The organism is Streptomyces atratus (assembly GCF_014648655.1).
In the GTDB taxonomy this organism is placed as follows: Bacteria; Actinomycetota; Actinomycetes; order Streptomycetales; family Streptomycetaceae; genus Streptomyces; species Streptomyces atratus.
Map to the genome: position 1 here is coordinate 1 of NZ_BMRN01000083.1, position 16,497 is coordinate 16,497.

General features: G+C 67.6%; 13 protein-coding genes and 4 pseudogenes. 7 read left to right on the top strand and 10 right to left on the bottom strand.

Translation table 11 applies throughout. The features are described 5' to 3' along the window. Nucleotides 1-635: 635 nt before the first annotated feature. Nucleotides 636-1,901 (bottom strand): IS701 family transposase, encoded by a 1,266-nt coding sequence (locus tag IEZ15_RS41510; protein WP_373302754.1) that lies wholly within the window; start codon nt 1,899-1,901, stop codon nt 636-638. Nucleotides 1,902-1,979: 78 nt separating this feature from the next. Next, nucleotides 1,980-2,461, bottom strand: a pseudogene (locus IEZ15_RS46005) (IS5 family transposase); the annotation flags it as partial. A 253-nt stretch (nt 2,462-2,714) separates the two neighbouring features. On the opposite strand from IEZ15_RS46005, the pseudogene IEZ15_RS41525 reads away from it, so the two are divergent. Next, a pseudogene (locus IEZ15_RS41525) lies at nt 2,715-3,918 on the top strand (IS110 family RNA-guided transposase). Here the strand turns inward: IEZ15_RS41525 and IEZ15_RS41530 are convergent. From IEZ15_RS41530 to IEZ15_RS41540, 3 genes are read right to left on the bottom strand one after another with little or no spacing between them, the layout of a single operon-like run. Further along, nucleotides 3,915-4,223, bottom strand: a complete 309-nt coding sequence (locus IEZ15_RS41530) for a hypothetical protein (protein WP_189282151.1) — start codon at nt 4,221-4,223, stop codon at nt 3,915-3,917. The pseudogene IEZ15_RS41525 and the gene IEZ15_RS41530 sit on opposite strands and share 4 nt — an antisense overlap. Nucleotides 4,224-4,261: 38 nt before the next feature. Further along, nucleotides 4,262-4,750: an IS5 family transposase gene (locus IEZ15_RS41535; RefSeq protein WP_189282152.1), complete on the bottom strand. Its 489-nt coding sequence runs from the start codon at nt 4,748-4,750 to the stop codon at nt 4,262-4,264. Between the two features lie 32 nt (nt 4,751-4,782). Then, complete coding sequence (locus tag IEZ15_RS41540; protein ID WP_189282153.1) at nt 4,783-5,460, bottom strand: hypothetical protein; 678 nt, start codon at nt 5,458-5,460, stop codon at nt 4,783-4,785. A 121-nt stretch (nt 5,461-5,581) separates the two neighbouring features. On the opposite strand from IEZ15_RS41540, the pseudogene mobF reads away from it, so the two are divergent. Continuing rightward, a pseudogene (mobF, locus tag IEZ15_RS41545) lies at nt 5,582-7,234 on the top strand (MobF family relaxase); the annotation flags it as partial. Between the two features lie 38 nt (nt 7,235-7,272). Here mobF and IEZ15_RS41550 read toward each other — a convergent pair. Together IEZ15_RS41550 and IEZ15_RS41555 are read right to left on the bottom strand one after the other, a co-directional pair. Beyond that, a pseudogene (locus IEZ15_RS41550) lies at nt 7,273-7,452 on the bottom strand (ISAzo13 family transposase); the annotation flags it as partial. A gap of 66 nt (nt 7,453-7,518) precedes the next feature. Next, a complete protein-coding gene (locus IEZ15_RS41555) occupies nt 7,519-7,992 on the bottom strand; it encodes a hypothetical protein (protein ID WP_189282154.1) in 474 nt (157 codons plus the stop codon). Between the two features lie 128 nt (nt 7,993-8,120). On the opposite strand from IEZ15_RS41555, the gene IEZ15_RS46630 reads away from it, so the two are divergent. From IEZ15_RS46630 to IEZ15_RS41575, 5 genes are all read left to right on the top strand, one after another. Then, nucleotides 8,121-8,249: a hypothetical protein gene (locus tag IEZ15_RS46630; RefSeq protein WP_268250507.1), complete on the top strand. Its 129-nt coding sequence runs from the start codon at nt 8,121-8,123 to the stop codon at nt 8,247-8,249. Nucleotides 8,250-8,313: 64 nt separating this feature from the next. Further along, nucleotides 8,314-9,122 (top strand): IS5 family transposase gene (locus IEZ15_RS41560; protein WP_189282155.1). Its coding sequence is split into 2 segments (ribosomal slippage): nt 8,314-8,668 and nt 8,668-9,122, totalling 810 coding nucleotides; the frame shifts between segments, so codons are not numbered across the junction. A gap of 255 nt (nt 9,123-9,377) precedes the next feature. Next, on the top strand, nt 9,378-10,343 hold the full coding sequence (locus tag IEZ15_RS41565; protein ID WP_308427509.1) for a S1 family peptidase: 966 nt from the start codon (nt 9,378-9,380) through the stop codon (nt 10,341-10,343). A gap of 282 nt (nt 10,344-10,625) precedes the next feature. Continuing rightward, nucleotides 10,626-11,282, top strand: a complete 657-nt coding sequence (locus tag IEZ15_RS41570) for a M15 family metallopeptidase (protein WP_189282157.1) — start codon at nt 10,626-10,628, stop codon at nt 11,280-11,282. 967 nt (nt 11,283-12,249) lie between these two features. After that, the gene (locus IEZ15_RS41575; protein WP_189282158.1) at nt 12,250-12,483 is read left to right on the top strand and encodes a hypothetical protein; all 234 of its coding nucleotides are present in this window, start codon (nt 12,250-12,252) and stop codon (nt 12,481-12,483) included. Nucleotides 12,484-12,686: 203 nt separating this feature from the next. Here IEZ15_RS41575 and IEZ15_RS46010 read toward each other — a convergent pair whose 3' ends face one another. The 3 genes from IEZ15_RS46010 to IEZ15_RS41590 all read right to left on the bottom strand — a co-directional run bounded on the left by IEZ15_RS46010 (nt 12,687) and on the right by IEZ15_RS41590 (nt 15,828). Next, nucleotides 12,687-13,052, bottom strand: a complete 366-nt coding sequence (locus IEZ15_RS46010; protein ID WP_229846508.1) for a DUF6207 family protein — start codon at nt 13,050-13,052, stop codon at nt 12,687-12,689. Nucleotides 13,053-13,648: 596 nt separating this feature from the next. After that, nucleotides 13,649-14,125: a hypothetical protein gene (locus tag IEZ15_RS41585; RefSeq protein WP_229846509.1), complete on the bottom strand. Its 477-nt coding sequence runs from the start codon at nt 14,123-14,125 to the stop codon at nt 13,649-13,651. A gap of 98 nt (nt 14,126-14,223) precedes the next feature. Beyond that, a complete protein-coding gene (locus IEZ15_RS41590) occupies nt 14,224-15,828 on the bottom strand; it encodes an ISL3 family transposase (protein ID WP_229846510.1) in 1,605 nt (534 codons plus the stop codon). Nucleotides 15,829-16,497: the final 669 nt, after the last annotated feature.

Genomic DNA, 16,497 nt, shown 5'->3' on the forward strand with positions numbered 1-16,497 from the left:
AAGGTCCTGAAATGGGCCGCGAAACGCTCCCACCACACACACTGGCCCCAGCCCAAACACAGCCCCCACATCACCATCGAGCCCACTAACTGAACGGTATTGCTGCTAAGCCTGTTCCACCCCCCTCGCGACCGACGCCGATCTGCTGCACGCGGACGCGACGCGCGCGGGGCAACTTCCATGTGCGATGTGTCGGCTTCGTGTCAGTGAGAGCGTGTCAGGCATGGTTGAGCGGGAGAGCGGTGTTCTTTCTGGTCGTGGGTCCGTGGCTGCGGTGTGCCATTGACACGGCGGTGGTGCTTAGCGGCCTCTCGGCTGTCATGGGGCGGTACATCCCCAGCTGGCTTACTGCCACGAAGACGGCACATCGCACCATCCGGCGGAGGTTCTCCCCAGCTTCGGCCCACAGACCCATCGGTCGTTCCGCGCGCCGCTCGAAGCCTCGCCGTCGCCCTCGCCGCTGGCCCCGACGATCCGCCCGTCCTCATCGCCCGGCTGACAGGGCAGTCCGTCGTAGCTTCTAGTAATGCTTGGTCATGTTGGTGCGGGGTCTGGCATGTCGCGGTGACAGGTGGGGCAGGCGCCGGTCCAGATCACGAGGAGTATCTGCAGCTCGCGAACGACTCGGTAGAGGCTCAGGCCGACGCCGTCTCTTTTGGGGATCGGCTCAGTCGCTGCAGGGTGCAGAAGGCGTGGGCGACCGAGACGAGGGTGACGTGGTGGTGCCAGCCTGGCCAGGTCCGGCCTTCGAAGTGGGCCAGGCCCAGGGTCTGTTTCATCTCGCGGTAGTCGTTCTCGATGCGCCAGCGGAGCTTCGCGGTGCGCACGAGGACGGGCAGCGGGGTGGTCTCGGGCAGGTTGGAGAGCCAGAACTGCACGGGCTCGTCCTGGTCGGCGGGCCATTCGGCCAGCAGCCAGCGGACCGGAAGCTCGGTGGCGGCCGTAGCCTTGCGGATCTCACGTCCGGCGGGCCGGATCCGCAGGGTCACGAAGCGCGAGTACATGCGCTTGTGCCCGCTGCGGCCACTGCCCGGGCGCGACCCCTCCCTCCACTGCACCGGCCGCGCGGAAGATTTACCGGCCGCGATGACCAGGCTCTTCACCCTCTGGGCCGGCTCGGGGTAGGCAGGAACCGGCCGTCGGCCCCGGCCGGGGTAGGCCGGGGTGCACGGGTGTGCGTCCTCGGGTTGCGCGGTGGTCGTGGTCGAGATGCCCACCACGTAGTCGAGACCGCGTTCTTCCAGGCCGAGCCGGAAGGCGGCGGTGTCCCCGTAGCCGCCGTCGGCGATGACCTGGGGCACCTCGATGCCCCAGGACCGCGTCTCGTCGATCATGTCGAGGGCCAGCTGCCACTTCTCGACATGGCCCACCTGGGCAGGGATGGCGCACTTGTCACGACGGACCACTTTGGCCTGATCGGCCTTCGGCGAGGCGGGATCCCAGCTCTCGGGCAGGAACAGACGCCAGTTCACCGCCGCCGAGGCGCCGTTGGAAGCCAGGTGCAGCGAGACTCCGGCCTGGCAGTTGGTGACCTTGCCCGCCGTGCCGGTGTACTGCCGGGTCACACACGCCGACGCATCCCCGTCCTTGAGGAACCCGGTGTCATCGATGATCAGCGCGGTGGGCTTGATGACCGGCTGCATGCGCCAGGCCAGACGGGCCCGCACATGCGCCGCATCCCACGGGCTGGAGGTGACGAAGTGGGCCAGCGCCTGCCGGTTCCCGTCCTCGCCCAGGCGGGCGGCCATCGGCTCCACCGACTTGCGCCCGCCGTCCAGCAACAGGCCCCGCAGATAGACCCCACCCCACCGACGCTGATCCGCCCGCGCGAACGGCTCGAACATCTCCGCCGCGAAGTCCTCCAGATCACACCGGACCGCAGCCAACTCCTCACTCAGCACATCCGGTCAACGACACAGCCGATCAAGAAGACACGCCATCACAAACCGCACATGACCAAGCACTACTAGGTAGTGTCGTCAAATATCAAGCCACATCAGGAGCGGTGCGAGGGTTACGGCGGCTTGGTAGGACTCGGCGGTCTTGTCGTAGCGGGTCGCGATGCCGCGCCACTGCTTCAAGCGGTTGAAGCACCGTTCCACAACGTTGCGCTGCTTGTAGATCTCGCGGTCGAAGGCCAGCGGGCGTCCGCCGAGGCTGCAGCGCCGGGCCCGATTGCGGACCTGGTCGGCCCGTTCCGGGATGGTGTGCGTGATGCCCGGCGCCGCAGCCAAGACCTGATCGCCTTCGAGCTGTAGCCCTTGTCGCCCAGGACGTGATCGGGCCGCATGCGGGGGCGGCCAGGGCCGATGCGGGGCACCCGTATCGTGTCCATCACGGCGGTGAACTGGGTGCAGTCGTTGGTGTTCCCGCCGGTGAGAACAAAGGCGAGCGGTCGGCCGACGGCGTCGCAGACCAGGTGGATCTTGCTGGTCAGCCCGCCTCTGGACCGGCCGAGTGCCGGGATGCGGAGCCCCGTTACCGTTTTCGTGGCTCCGCAATGGAGCCTCCGGCCTTCGGGTCCGGCATGACTTCCCCCTTGTTGCGGTTGATGATCCGGGGGGTGGTGTCACCGGGTCTGGAGGCATCGACGGACCGCTGATGAGGGGCTTGAGCACCGGCTTCACCCGAGCCGGAAGAGCTCTCCGTAACGTGGATGTGGCAGCTCGGTGCCCTGGCAAGGCCGGACGAAAGCGTGATGGAGGGGCCTGCACGTGATCGACACGAGTGACATCGACGTCTTCCTCGGCCTGGACGTCGGCAAGGGCGAACACCACGCCACCGCCGTCACCCCGGCCGGCAAGAAGGCATTCGACAAGCTCCTGCCCAACACCGAGCCCAAGCTCCGCGAGCTGTTCGCCAAGCTGAAGGCCAAGCACGGAACGGTGCTGGTCGTGGTCGATCAGCCGGCCTCGATCGGGGCCCTGCCGCTGGCGGTAGCGAGGGACATGGGCTGCCCGGTCGCCTATCTGCCGGGGCTGACGATGCGGCGGATCGCCGACCTCTACCCGGGCGAGGCGAAGACGGACGCGAAGGACGCGTTCATCATCGCCGACGCGGCCCGCGCGATGCCCCACACCCTGCGGTCGATCGACGGCGAGGACGAGACGATCGCCGAGCTGGAGATGATCGTCGGGTTCGACGACGACCTGGCCGGCGAGGCCACCAGGGTCGCGAACCGGCTGCACGGCCTGCTGACCCAGATCCATCCCTCGCTGGAACGGGTCCTGGGGCCGCGGTTGCAGCACCCGGCCGTCCTCACGCTGCTGGAACGGTTCGGGTTCCCGGCCCAGATCCGCAAGGCCGGCAGGCGGCGGCTGGTCACGCTGCTGCGGCCGAAGGCGCCGAGGATAGCCGAGCGGCTGGTCGAGGAGATCTTCGCCGCGTTGGACGAGCAGACCGTGACCGTCCCGGGGACCGAGGCGGCCGCGCTGATCGTCCCGAGCCTCGCCGCCTCACTGACGGCCGTGCTCGACCAGCGCAAGCTCTTGGCAGGGCGGATCGAGGAGCTTCTGGAGGCTCACCCTCTTTCCAAGGTCCTGACCTCGATGCCGGGAGTCGGTGTCAGGACCGGAGCCAGGTGTCGGCGACGGCAGAACCTTCCCGACCGCCGGCCACCTCGCCGCCTATGCGGGTCTCGCCCCGGAGACCCGGAGCTCGGGCTCATCGATCCGCGGCGAACAACCTTCCAAGAGAGGAAACAAGCAGCTCAAACGGGCTTTCTTCCTCTCCGCATTCGCAGCACTCGGCGACCCGGCTTCGAGGGCCTACTACGACAAGAAGATCGCCCAGGGCAAGCACCACACCCAGGCCCTGCTCTGCCTCGCCAGGCGCCGGGCCGACGTCCTCTTCGCGATGCTCCGAGATGGAACCTTCTACGAACCGCAGCCCGCTCGGGCCGTCGCTCCGCAGACCTAGACCATGGTCAGGAGGTGATCCGTTGGTCCGTAGTCGATCTTCCAGTCGGCATAGACCCCGCAGAAACCATCCTTGATGCACCGCAGGCCCACGGTCACCCAGCGGACCGAGCCGTCGTCGCCGAGCGAGAACGCGACCGCAGCTTCGAACTCCTCGCTCCCGCACGGGCAGCCAGCAGCACCGGACTCGTCGTCTTCCCAGGACTCCTCGTTCCAGTACTCCTCGCTATCCGCGATGAACGCACGGCTGCCGCAGCCCGAACACTCCCGTTCCGCCCCTGACGCGTTGACCAGCACGAAGAACACACGACCGCCGCACCCCTCGCAGACGGAAGGAGCGATTTTCACCGGACGGCCATCGACCGCACCCCGCAGGAACGCCGCGAGCTCCGCGGGGACACCCTCGCCAACCTGATCATCAGCATGCACGGACGCATCGTTCCAGACGCCCCGAACCAACACCCGACCAGCTTGACCAAAGACATAGGGGCACCTTTTCGGGCCCCGGCCGCGTGCTGGTGGGCTCGGACGATTGTGGAGTCGACCGACACCAGCCAGTCGACCTCACCGGCCGCGTCCGCCCGGGCCTGGGCTTCCCGGAGCATCCGCTCGAAGGTGCCATCCCTGGCCCATCGGCGGAAGCGGGTGTGCAGTGTGGCCCAGGATCCGTACCGCTCCGGCACGTCCCGCCAGGCCGTGCCCGTCCGGAACTCCCAGACGATCCCGTTGAGGACTATCCTGTCGTCCAGCCGCTTCCGCCCTCGCTCCGATCGAGGCAACAGAGGACGGACAAACTCCCACTCGGCATCCGACAGTTCATGGCGACGTATCACCCGACCATGATCTACCAAACAAGATCATTTCCTTACGTCGGGTGGTGGTGGTCTGGCCCCGGCATCCTTCGCTCTCCCTCTGGGGTGAAGGTGAAGGACTGACGGAACAGGCCTCCACCAAATCGCACCGCAAGAAGCAGCGGCTGCTCGTGCTCGGGTGGCCAGGTATTGGTTCCTGGAGCGCAGCCGTTCCACAAGTGGAAGACCACCATCGGCTGCTCCATGTCCTCGCTAAGATAGCCAAGCGACTTCCCGTACAGGGGGTTGTCCCCTCCGAACAGCACGGAGGGAGCACCGAACGCGGCAGTCACGTCAGGCCACGTGCGGTCCTTTCCGGCCCACTGCCGAACAGACCCTTTGAGGGCCTCGTACGCCTCGGCCGTCAGGAGCCGTTCCGACTTCAACCAGCCGCGTCGCTGTGCGAACTCCGCAAATACCGAGGCCATGCCCTCCTCATAGTTGCGCCCGGGAATCAACTCCCTGAAGGCCCCGGTCACACCTGTGGCCGTGAAGGCCCCGCTGTCCTCCCATGCGCGCCGTTGCTGGGCGAAGGCCTCGGGCTGACGTTCGATGAACAGCAGGTGATTGATCAGAAGGTGCAGGGCGATCTCGCCCCCGAACCCGCTGGGGGAGCACAGTGCTCTGTTGAACTGGTCAATGAGGTGGGCGCGAATCTCTGCGGCGGTTGCGAGTGAGTTGGCAGCTGTCACCTCCACAGTCTCCCGTACATCGGGCCCAAACCCCTCGCCTGTCGGCAAGCAGGACAGCGGCCGAATGCTAGGCAGATTCGGCGGTCTTCCTTGCACCGCTCGCAAAGTTTGACGACAGGTCCTAGCCGCGGTCGGCTTGACGGTCGGGGACGTGGTGACCGAGCGGCAGGCCGAACTGCTCCTTGGGGAGGGCCGGCACCCGGACGCCGACCGGATCGAGCGCGAGCTCCTTCAGGAGGGCAAGAGAAGGCGCGGCGGGCGACGGTGCTGGGCAGGCCCATCGAGCACAACAAGTCGCCGGAGACCGAGAAGGCGAAGGAGCGGTCGCCCTGGCTGGCCATGGACCTGACGTTCCGGGCTCCGCCGACGGCACAGATCGCCTGGGCGCTGGGTGATGATGACCACCGCCTGGTGCTGGAGCTGTGCCATGACATCGCCCGGGACAAGACGCTGGCGTGGATGGAGGGGTCGGCCGCACAGATCCGCTGGGGGAGCGGCGGCAAGCACCGCGAGCCGATCCGGGACGGGTTGATCGTCGCGGTGTTCCGGCACTACGAGTCGAGAGCAGTCGACTCGAAGCCGCTCCTCCATGACCATGCGGTGGTGTCGATCCGCGCCCGGCGGCCGGACGCCAAGGGAACGTGGGGGGAACCTGTCGGCGGACTCGATGCTGGAGCACATCGTCGCCGCCGGCACCTTCTACACCCTCTACTTCATGGAGGAGGTGTCTGCCCGGCTCGGATGGGCGTGGGAGCCCCGTGAGGTGACACCCGGCCGACGTCCGGTCATGGAGATCGCGGGCATCGACCAGCGGCTCATCGGCTGGCAGTCCACCCGCCGTCAGCAGATCGCGGACGCGCTGTCTGTCCTCACGGCCAAGTACGAGGAGAAGCAGGGGCACCCGCCGGGTGAGCGGGCCGCCTACGCGCTGGGCTGCCAGGCCGCCGACCAGACGCGCCCGCCGAAGCGTACGGAGCTGCTGTCGCTGACCGAGTTGCGCGAGCGATGGCGGGACTCTGCGATCCGGGCCTACGGTGCCGACGTCGTCAACCGACTGGCGGAGCGGGCGCGAGCGGCGGCCGCGGCAGTGTGGGCGCGGGTCCGGCCGATGGTCGACGTCGCCCTGGCCGCCGTCGACGTCGTCGCCGTGGTGTACGTGATGCGCGGCGCGTTCAAGCGCCACCACCTGCTCGCCGAAGCCCGCCGCCACCTCACCTACGCCCTGGGCGGCCGACCCCACCAGCCCGGCCTGGACGAACACATCGTGCAGACCGTCATCGACAACTACACCCGCCCCGTCGGCAGCCGCATGATGACCGCCGACCTCCGCGCCCTGTACCCACGCGACACCGAGGACCAGGCCGTGCTGCGCCCGCTGACCCGCAAACGGTCCGCCTCCCCGTACGAGCGGGCCCGCCTCGCCGCCGGCGCGCTGGCCGCCCGGGTCCAGGCGGTGCGCCGCGCGGACCGCCTGGGCTCCCGCTCCCGGCCGCGCCCCGTCGCCGTGCCCGCCGCCTCGAGGTCGCGCCCGCGGCCGTTCCACTCGGACCGAAAGGCCGGCCGCCTCCTGGAGCAGGAGACCGGCGTCGACACGGTGGAGCAGACCCACCGGACGCTCGAAGCCGCCGCCGCCAAGCTCCAGGAAGGCATCCGCGAGCGCGCCCTCGCCCACGGCCCCCGACCGCAGCCCGCCCCGGCGGCGGCCCCGCCGCCGCACACCCAGCCGCCCGGCACCCAGCACCCACAGGGCCGGACCACAGGAGGAGTCGCATGAGCACCCCGGAAGAACAGCCCAACCCCGAAGAAGCCCTCGCCCGTGCCCACGCGGCCCTTCGAGACACCGGCCGCCCGCGCCACAGCGGTGATCCCTCCATGGCCGAGCTGCCGCGCTTCAGCCGCGTACAGCAACCGGCGCTGCCGCTCGTTCAGATGCGGCGTCACCGCCTCCAGCTTCGCCCGCAACGAACCGATCAACTCGTCAAAACGTCCCATACCACATCAACGAACCAAATCCCCGGAAGTAATCAGTTGATTTCCGACGGGCCCTGGCCGGATTGGTCATGAACCCTCGAAGATGGAGGTCAGGCTTTCGAGATAGCGATTGGAGCGCAGTTCCTCGTCGGCGGAATGCAGCACCTTCAGGGCGGCATGGAATCCGGCGCGCGGGATCTCTAGGAACTCACCCATTGGCATGTCCGAGACCGTTTCGGAGAAGCTGTAGTGCAGTCGCACGGTGTCGCCCCGCCGTACCGCATGGATAGTGTCCTGAGTCTGCGAAGTCTCGACGGTCGATTCGCCGGCTTCCAGGACTTCTCGTCTCATCTGCACCAGCATGAGAAGGAAATCGACGACCGGGAGGCCCGGTGCCACCAGCGGGATATCACCCGCATGGCGATCGTGAATGACGACATCGACCATGAAGTGCCGGAAGGTGAAGTCGTCTTCGGTCAGCTCTTGCGGGGTCTTGCCGAATTTCTCGAGGGAGTGCCACGACTTGTCATCGGGGCGTGGCAGGAAGTCAATTGCAATCATCGTCGGCCTTACTGTCGAAGGTTTCGGGCTGGCCTGCGGACAGAGTGTGTGATGCCCGTCTGGAGTCAGACGGGCATCACACACTCTTCAGGGTATGAAACTTCCGGGTGCGGAAGGGGTGTGCTGAGATGACTTGGCGTCAGAAGATGAACTTCGGCATCGCGGTGACGAATGTGCCGCTTCCGTCGACGATGATCCTGATGCCGTTCTGCCCGTCGAGGCCGACGTCGATGTCGTCCCAGGCGTGCTCGATGTAGTAGCCGCTGCGATCGTCGGCCTTAGACGTCGTTTCTTATGGGGTTGTCGCTCGTTGAACCGTGCATGAAGGATCTGGTTGAGCGGTTGGCGCCGGATGAGTTGTGGGTGCTGTTCCGGCGAGTGGTGCCGCCCACTGAAGTGAAGCGTCCGCAGGGCGGGGGCCGACGTCGGGCCGGTGACCGTGAGGTTCTGGCTGCGGTCATCTTCGTGGCCACCTCGGGTTGCACGTGGCGGCAACTGCCGCCGGTTTTCGGCCCGGCCTGGCAGACCGTCTACCGGAGGTTCGCTCAGTGGAGCCGGGACCGGGTCTGGGCCCGGCTCCACCGCGTCGTCCTGGACGAACTCGGCGCCCGGGGCGAGCTGGACTGGTCGCGGTGCGCGATCGACTCCGTCAGCGTCCGGGCGGCAAAAGGGGGTTGCTGACGGGACCGAATCCGGCCGACCGTGGCAAGTTGGGATCGAAGATCCACCTGGTCACCGACCGGAGCGGGCTGCCGCTGTCGCTGGGCATCTCCGGTGCCAACATGCACGACAGTCAGGGCCTGGAACCGCTCGTGCGCGGGATCCCTCCCATCCGGTCCCGCCGCGGACCCCGCCGCAGGCGACCGGCCAAGCTGCACGCGGACAAGGGCTACGACTACGACCACCTGCGTCGATGGCTCCGCAAACGCGGCATCCGCCACCGGATCGCCCGCAAGGGCATCGAGTCTTCCACCCGGCTCGGCTGCCACCGCTGGGTCGTCGAGCGAACGGTGTCCTGGCTCGCCGGCTGCCGACGCCTGCACCGTCGATATGAACGCAAGCCCGAGCACTTCCTCGCCTTCGTCGGCATAGCCGCAACCCTCATCTGCCACCGCCGACTCACCAAGTGAAACGACTTCTAAGCTGCCGAAGGTGACGGAGCTCAGACAGAACCTTCGGGGTGCGACGGCAGACGACGGATTACCCCAGCCGCCTGACGTGACGGATCCCGCCCATGGGGCAGCCACACTCCGGCCCCCGAGGTTTCCTCAGTGCAGAGGGGGGGCTGGCCATACCATCGACCGACCCGTTGCCCGGATGGTGCGGCAGGTTTCGGACAACGAGGCTGAATGCATACGGATCCACCAAGCACAAGGGAACTCTCTGTGTTCAGCTTCAAGTCGCCGCGCCGCCGTACCGCCCGCATCGCTGCAGTCGGCGCTCTAGCGGCCGCGGTATGCGTCACTGTCATGGCCGGCAGCGCCGGAGCCATCGTCAACGGGTCGGACTCCACCGAGAGCTACCCGTTCATGGCGACCATCCCGGAGTCGGCCCCGGACCAGGGTCTGATCGACGGGAACTGTGGGGCGTCGCTGATCGATCGGCAGTGGGTGCTGACGGCGGCTCACTGCCTGAAGGTCGAGGGCATCAAGCTGGACGGCATCGTGCGGGTCGGCAGCGACCACCGCAAGTCCGGCGGCACGGTCCGGAAGATCGACCGGACCTTCGTCCATCCCGGCTATGTGAACGGCGACAACAAGGCCGCCAACAAGAACGACATCGCGCTGATACGCCTGGAGCGCCCGGTCGCCCAGCAACCCATCAAGATCGCCGAGCAGGCAGGACGGCCCGGCACGCCGACCCGGCTCCTGGGCTTCGGCACCACCGTCGACACCGATTTCAAGTTCCCGGACCGGCTGCAGGAGCTGAACACCCGCAGGGGCGCCGAGTCCGAGTGCGCGCCCGGCTACGCGGACCGGACCCGGCTGTGCACGATCACCACCGTGCCCAAGGCCATGGCGTGCTTCGGGGACTCCGGCGGACCGCAGGTCCAAAAGGGCCGGGACGGCCGCTGGGAACTGATCGGCGTCACCTCGGGGCCCGGCACCCCGGGTGTGCCGTGCTCGCAGGGCCCCGGCCTCTACACCAGCGCGCCCGCCTACGCGGGCTGGATCGACAGGACCATGAAGAACAACAGCGCCCGGCCAGCCGCGGACAAGGGCTCCGACCTCGCCGAGACCGGCACGAACGACAACACCGCGGCGATTGCCGGCGTGGCCGCCGCGCTGATCGTCGCCGGTGGCGGCACCGCCGTCGCGGTACGCCGCCGCAATACCCGCCGCGCCGCCTGAGCGACACCGCCGCAACCCAAAGGCGGCCCCCTTGCCACGGGCCGCCGCCCTTCGCCGCGTCCTGCCCGCCTCCCCCGCTCCGAACCCGCGAGGAGTGCATCGCGCCCCGTGCCCCGCCCACCTTGCTCAGGGGAGGGGCGGGGCACGGGGCGCTGAGCAGAACCCGACCGGCTCTCAAGGTCAATAACCCGACGTCGGAAACGGGCACTCATCCGAGAGTCCTTCCTCGGTGAGTGACGGGAAGAGAGCTCTGAAGGCACAAGGTCACGAGATAATCGCGCCATGACCGAGATCGTCTTGATGTCCGACCCGAGGGTTGCAGCCGTGCCTGTTCAGGAGTGTGGTGAACGGCTCGTCGATGTGCGACGGGACAACTCTCTTCTGGTTGATGAGCGGGAGTGGCAGGACTCCGCCGGCGCCTTCGCCCACCTACGGGAAGGAGTGCTCGATCGGCTCCTCAAGGCTCAGGCGCAGCTGCCTCAAGGGATGCGGCTGCTGTTCGTCGAGGGGTATCGCCCGCCGTCCCTTCAACGCCGCTACTTCGACGAATACGCAACGCAGCTGCGGGCCGATCACCCGGAATGGTCTGCTGAGCAGGTCCGCTCGGCAGCCAGCCGCTACGTGTCCCCGCCTGAGATCGCACCCCACAGCGCCGGCGCAGCCGTTGACTTGACGCTCGGAGACGCCGACGGCTGTGAACTCGACATGGGCACCCACATGGATGCGACTCCGGAAGAGAGTGCGGGCGCCTGTTACACCCAGGCCGACAACATCAGCGACCAGGCCCGCTCCAACCGAGACATCTTGGGTACGGCACTTACCGCTGGTGGCCTGGTCAACTACCCCACAGAGTGGTGGCACTGGTCATACGGAGACCGCTACTGGGCCTTGCAGACTGGAGCGGCAGTCGCCCACTTCGGGCCCATGGAACTCGACTGACCGCGGACTTCGCAAAGGCCCAGGATCAGAAATAGTCGCACCCCGGGGCAGGCCAGAGACCTTGGCCTGCCCCGGGGAAATGACATGTTTCCTGAGACGAACTACTGGAACAGCAGATCGATTCGCTGAAGAGCCAGAACCAGGACCGAGAAGACAGCCCTTGCCCAGCTCGACCAGATCCGCGCCGACCTCACGGCATACAAGCGCGACCAGCAACTGGAGAAGCGGAAACCGGGCACTGAGAGGGCGATAAGAGCAGGTTCCTCAAACTTGGTACCGATCTGTTCCTCCTGGTGGCGGGCTGCCCCCTGCGGAATTCGCGCGGGCGGCCTCGCCGACGGGCTTCGACCGCTAACTCCCCGCCTCGCTGGAGGGAGTTCTGTCTGGTAAGTCCCGATGTGATCCTCCAGGGCGATCGATCGTCGCGATGTCCATCGCGCTCAGGCTCGGACGACCTGTCGTCCGGCGCCGGAAATCGGTCTGCCAAGCTGTCCCGCCACTGAGCCGCACACGCCCGTTCGACAAGAGCCGATCCCCCACCCTGGCACCACGCCGTGCCCCTGACCCGTCACTACTCGCCCAACGTGACCCACAACTCCGGCACGCACAAGAGCACTTCGCGACAGAGGCACGGCTGCGGGCCCCATACCGCCCCGGCCACGGCCGCCCTACCCTGACCCCATGCCGAAGGAGTCCCGCGCGGCCAAGAAGGCACGCAAAGCCGCGGCCAAGGAAGCAGCCCGAGAGCTTGCCGCCCGCATCACGGCAGGTGAGGTTCCCGAGTTCCTGCGCCATCCACGGTCGTCCGCCGGCCGCCGGCCTCTCAAACCACAGCACAAGGTGGTCCAGGCCGTGCCACAACCAACGGCCAGGGCGCTCATTCCCCCGTCGAGCGCTCCGCTCAGATCCCGGGATCGGGAGCAGTACGCCGACAACGCGCCGCCGGCGTGGGTGAAGGAGACTCGGTATGCCAAAGATGACTAGCGGCCCGGCCAGGGCCTGGCACCCGGGAATGACCACGGTGTCGAAGGAAGACATCAAGCACATACGGCCCAAGCAGCGGAACAAGTACCGCCGCCTGGGCTTCACCTGGGCAGAGATCAAGAAGATCGACCGCGCGGTCGGCCGGGGCGAGACCACCCTCACCCTCAAGACGAGCGCAGGAGAGGTCACCTTGGCCCTCCCGCCTCGGTGGCACTGACCACGACCTCTAACCCCAGAGGCCGACGCCGCGCACGCGAGCTCGGCGCCCTCCGTCTCGCCCCCGCGCCCGACTCCGCCCCCGCCCCCGGGACACGCCCGGTGCGCCGCCGGGGCCGCGTGCGTGGTGCCAGGCCCAGTAGCTGGTGAGGGCCACCGCGAACACGCTCGCAGTTTCGGGGCCGTCATGCGCCAGGCTGGGACCTAGGCGGCGAGCGTGTGGCCCAGCCCAGGCTGTGGGGCGGCGTCGGCCTGGGTGTGGCCCGCGCCGGACACCGCGCCTGGGTCGACGGCGAAAGAGGAACGATGCGCTGAGACCGCGCGTAGCCGCCTCCCCGACGCCCGGCATCGGCCGGCGGCATCTACTCCGAGGTGACGGCGTCGGATGTCCGCGTGCACCCGCGCCCTCACCCCCGCCTCTCCTGGAGCCCGCCATACCGGAGTGATCCCGGAGGTGGCCCACCACTGCTGCAGGCTGTCCATCACCGCACGGATGGTGTCCTCGTCGGCGGCGGTGACGTCCAGGACCACGAGGCCCGACTCGGTGATGTGCTGCTCGTCGATACGCATGCCCCCGATGACGACGCGGTACGGCGGCCCGGTTCGCCGATGGCCGCGCGACCGCCCGGACGGGTGACAGCCGTAGTCACGCTGCTCTTTGCAGGTCGCCGGGGTGCCACCGGGCCCGTAGACAGAGAAGGTGCAGCCCGCGGTCTGTGACAGGACGACCTGGGCTGCTGCCCCTCACACCGGGGCCCGCGCCACCCCAGAGGGTGCGGGCCCCGGCGACACCCGGCGGAACGACGGCGTGCCAAATCGGGCCTGGCTCCATCTCGGCCTCGCCGCTTGAGGACCTGGTCCGTCTTCTCCATGCCAGTCATCGCTTCCGTGTGAAAGTTGTCCCGCCCGCACCTCGGCCACCGTCCGCCTCGGGTACGGGCGTGCCCCGCCCGCAGCTGGTCGGTGCAATCGTCAGCTGCGAGCGGGAGTCAGCGCCAGGTGGTTCCGGGGCGGTCCCACGACTGGCGGGCGTAGGGGGTGTAGTGCGGACCACTGTGTCCCGGGGGAAGGGTGCATCGTGCTTTGGTCTTCGGGTGGCTTTATCGACGACTCGCGGCTCTGGCTCATTTTCCGTGAACTGGTCACGGTGGGTCATGCGACGCCGGTCAAAGGCCCGTGTTTAGGGGTGCGTCTGTGGCGAGAAAGTTTTGCGCTGCGGAGGTGACCTCGTCGATGTGCTGCTGTTCCAGAGGCTGGTCGTTCAGCAGGTCGATTCTTCTCACCAGATCGACCATGGGTTGCAGCGCATCGGGGTAGTCGAGTTCGGCTGCAGCTTCCTGATAGATCAGCTTGGCTCCCTGTATGGGATCGAGCCGGCGCGCCACGATCTGGGCCGCCCACCAACGGGCCGCGATCCATCGCGCCTTGGCCAGATCTTTCGAGGTCAGCGGGAGTAGACCCAATTCTTCCAGCACAAGGCCGAACAGCTCGCGGGCCTGGGGGTACTCACCGCGCGCGAGCCCAGCCAGCAGGGGAAGCGAGGGAGCCTCGACATCGGCCATCAAGGCGTCCAGGCCCGACTGGACCAGATAGGCGTCCGAGGGGCGCTGCCAGGGCGCCATCGACAGGTCTGCAGCGGCCATGCGGATCAAGCTGATCGCCACTACTGAGTCCACGCTTTGCCTCGCCCCACATCATCGTTCCGTGAAGGAATTCCTATCATCGAGAGTCAGGCAGTTGATCAGGTGGCCAGCAATACGCGCTTGCGTAGCAGGCTGAATCCGGCTCGGCCGAACATCTGGCGCTTGAGCATCTTGATGCGGTTGACGTGCCCTTCGACGACACCGGAGTTCCAGGGCAGGGTGAGGCCGGCGATCACAGCCTCGCGGTCGCGGTCGATGCCCGCGGCAAGGGTGTGGAGGCTGGGCAGGTCGTCCTGGCGGACGGCGTCGAGCCACTCGGGGAGTCGATCGCCTTGGCGTTCGGTGAGCATCTGCGCAAAGGACCGGACGTGGCCGGTGAGGGCATCAAGCTCGGGGCAGTTGGCCAGCACGGCCTTGAGCCGGAGCTGCTCGATCTCCGTGAGCGTTTCCGGGCGGCTGAGAATCCATCTGGCCACCTGGCGGGGCGCCGGGGGTTGTGCGGTGACCGGCCGGGGTGACGTGCGTTTCTTCCTGATGTAGGCGCTGACGATGCCGTAGCTGCCCTTGTAACCGCGCGGGACGATCTCCTCCCAGAGCTTCCAGGCGTTGGTGCAGCCCTCGTTCCAGCGGTCGTCGAGGTAGGGCTTGTACTCGTCCAGCGCGGAGGCTCGGTTGAACTGGTACTGACCGGTGAAGAGGTCTTCTGGCCTGGCTGCATCGGCAAGGCTTTTGACGGTGTGGTGGGTCATGTGGAGTTGGCGGCCGATGGAACGGCGGCTGTGGCCGGCTTCCAGCATCGCGTGGACCGTGGCGTGTCGGGCCCGGATGCGGTTGGCGAACCGGTCGCTCTTCCAGGGCGAGGCCGGGTCCACCACCGAGGGTGCGGGCTCGTCGGATCCCTCCTCGACCGGTTCGGGCGCCAGGACGTGCAAGCACTGGCGGTGGCGGGCAACAGCTCGCTCGGCGGCCTCGCTGAGGTTGTGCCACAGATGCCACCGGTCAGCGACCTGGATCGCCTGGGGTGCCCCGGCAGAAGCGCCTTCGGCGAAGAACGGAGCTCGGTCCCGGCAGATCACCTCGATGCCCGGCCGCTTCGCCAGCCACTCGGCCAGGCTGGACGCCTCCCGGTCAGGCAGCAGGTCCACCGGTCGACGGGTCTCGCAGTCGACCAGCACAGTGCCGTAGACGCGGCCCTTGCGTGTGGCGTACTCATCGACGCCAACCACCCGCGGTGCCGGCACGTCCGGCTCGGGCAGCATGTCGACCAGCCGCAGCACCGTACTGCGGCTGACGGAGACTCCGAACACGCCCGCCATCCGGGCCCCGGCCCGGCCCGCGAGGGCGAGGCCGATCATGGCCAGGGTCGGCCGCAGACGTTCGGTCCACCGGCTGTATCTCCTGGTCAGCCCCGGCAACTGCTCGACGAACGTCCCCCGCCCGCACGCAGCGTCCAGACAGAAGAACCTGCGGACTCGCAGGCACAGAACCACCCGCCGCCCCGCACTGGGCACATCGGCGGGAAACCGCAGGTAGGAGCTGTGTATTCGACTCGAAGAGCACCCACAGCTTGGACACACCGCCTCGATCGTCGTACTGCGGGCCTCGACGCGTACCGCCTCGTCGCACACGTCGACCGACAGCACCGTCACGTCCGCGACCGACGGGAACAACAGAGCTTCCAGCCGGACCAATCCCTCTTCCACGACGTCGAACTGTCGGCCACCTCAAGATCGGCACTGATCATTTTCAGGCAACTTCCCAGAGGCCCCCGCGGACGTCAGCCGTCACTCAACGTATGCGCTTCACGGAAAGTGAGCCAGAGCCCGACTCGCGACAGCAGTTGTTCACGACTGCGGGAGGCACCTGCCGCACCGGGATGTCGATGTCGACGCGAACGAGAGGCAGTACGCCACCGCGGCCCGCATGACGGCGTCGATGCTGCGCCACCGATCGCCTGGCCCCGTAGCCAGCGCTTTTGTCCTCGGCCACCCGGGCTCCGATGGTGGCGCAGACGGCGGAGCGCTTCCAGGGCGGTGGGCGGTGCTGTCCATCGTCGTGAACAACAGCTCGGCGCCGGCCGCCGAAGTGCCTCCCGAACTGCTGTAGAAACGCTGCTCCTGGACATGTACAGAGCCATTCGGGTCCATGTCTCAGCAGTGGCAGGTGATGACGTTCGTCGATTCCGTCTTCATCGGCGGGCCTCCCGCCATGCCCGCGTGAGCAGGACCGCGGTGGGACAGGGCGCCTTCGCTTGGCACGACGCACAGCCATAGGTATGGGCAATGAGGACGTCGTACGCCTCATCCCCGCGTCGGGAATGGCTAGCTTCCGTCAGTGACACATCGGCTCCTTCGGGCAGGTACGGCAGCGTC

What these genes read in the sequence shown, in the direction of transcription:
- IEZ15_RS41555 (WP_189282154.1), bottom strand. Translation starts at nt 7,992, where the DNA reads ATGATTGCAATTGACTTCCTGCCACGCCCCGATGACAAGTCGTGGCAC.
- IEZ15_RS46630 (WP_268250507.1), top strand. Translation starts at nt 8,121, where the DNA reads ATGACTTGGCGTCAGAAGATGAACTTCGGCATCGCGGTGACGAATGTG.
- IEZ15_RS41570 (WP_189282157.1), top strand. Translation starts at nt 10,626, where the DNA reads ATGACCGAGATCGTCTTGATGTCCGACCCGAGGGTTGCAGCCGTGCCT.
- IEZ15_RS41575 (WP_189282158.1), top strand. Translation starts at nt 12,250, where the DNA reads ATGCCAAAGATGACTAGCGGCCCGGCCAGGGCCTGGCACCCGGGAATG.
- IEZ15_RS46010 (WP_229846508.1), bottom strand. Translation starts at nt 13,052, where the DNA reads ATGCGTATCGACGAGCAGCACATCACCGAGTCGGGCCTCGTGGTCCTG.
- IEZ15_RS41585 (WP_229846509.1), bottom strand. Translation starts at nt 14,125, where the DNA reads ATGGCCGCTGCAGACCTGTCGATGGCGCCCTGGCAGCGCCCCTCGGAC.